This is a genomic window from Pseudomonadota bacterium (assembly GCA_010028905.1).
GTDB lineage: Bacteria > Vulcanimicrobiota > Xenobia > RGZZ01 > RGZZ01 > RGZZ01.
Window position 1 is genome coordinate 1 of sequence record RGZZ01000811.1, and the last position, 1,380, is coordinate 1,380.

Below are 1,380 nucleotides of genomic sequence, written 5' to 3' on the forward strand. Positions count from 1 at the left end.
GGAAAGCGAAGTCGGCGCCCGACATGGTCTTGTAGAGCGCGGGGAACTCGCTGAACGGAGGTTGGAACGAGTCGCCCATCTCGACGCCGAAGCCGAAGCGGCCGCTCACGTGATGGAACGACACCGACGCACCCGTGGTGGGATAGAGATCATAGGTCTGGATGTACTGGTAGGGGTCCTTGCCCTGGGCGGTGAGCATGCGCTGGGCGACCTCGTCGTAGTCGGCCACGTTCTCCGGGTCGTCGGCCTTGTCGTCCCACGGGCGCATCAGCAGGTTGCCGTAGCTGTGGTGGTCGATGACGCCGTGGAGGTTGGGGCGGCTGTTCTCGAACGCGATGAGCGCCTGCACCTCTTTCTCGGTAGCCGGGCCCTGGCCGCGGTAGGCGTCAGAGCCGACGGAGTCGCTGGCGCCGAAGTCGTCCCAGGTGCGCTTCGGCGAGTCGCCGTCGTGGCGGTACATCGACAGGTGCTCCGGCTTGCCGTCCCAGTAGTTGCGGTTGAGGTCTACGCCGTAGCCGATGGGGTTACCGTTCGGATTCTTCGGGTCGTGGATGGGCATGCGGTTCTTGCGCCACATGTTGTCGTCGGTCTGCGTGTAGGCGAACCCGTCCGGGTTCACCACGGGGATGAACCAGGTCTCGGCGCCGTCGACGCGCCGCTTCATATCCGGGTTGTCGCCGTAGTTCTCGATCATGTCCTCGGCCAGGCCGAGGGTCACCTCAGGGGTCATCCACTCCCGGGCGTGATGGGCGCCGGTGAACACCACACCCGGCTTGTTCGAGGTGTCGCCCTGGGCGTCGCTCGAGACTTTGAGCGCCCAGATGTCGCGCCCCTCGTGGGTCTGGCCGAGAGAGACCAGCTGGCACCGATCGGGGTGGTCGGCGGCGAGCTCGTGCATGCGGGCCTCGAGCTGGGCGAGGCTGCGATAGTCTTCGCCATTGAAGTTCGCCGTGGCAACGCGCTGCCCCGTGAGGTGGGCCTTGAACTCCTCGGTGATGCGGGGGATGTTGCCCTGTGCCGGTCCGGCGTGGAGCACGTCGGTGGCTTGCATGTAGTCGACGATCTCGGCGTCGCTGCAGACCCCGTCGCCGTTGACATCGATCTTCGCGGCCTCGGCGGCGCGCTTGGGCGCCACGGCCAGCGGTTCCCCCTTGGGGGTGGTCACGGTGAAGCTCTTCGGTGCGTTGACGGTGGACATGGCAGGCTCCTTGCTGATTACGCCTACAGCCTACCACGCGCGCTTCTGCAGAGGGTGTCCGTGATGTTACCAACTGTCTCGTTCGCACGATGCCCATCGGTATCAAGCAGCAGCCTCACGTGCGCCCCAGGCGCGCGGCCTGGGATCGCGTCATCACGCCGCGCCCGATGTCGGCGAGGGTG

The 1,380-nt window shown here is 66.2% G+C and carries 1 protein-coding gene; it reads right to left on the reverse strand.

Translation table 11 applies throughout. From position 1 onward, the window contains the following. The coding region (locus EB084_25525; protein ID NDD31625.1) for a hypothetical protein at window positions 1-1,198 on the reverse strand (1,198 nt) is incomplete at its 3' end. Window positions 1,199-1,380: the final 182 nt, after the last annotated feature.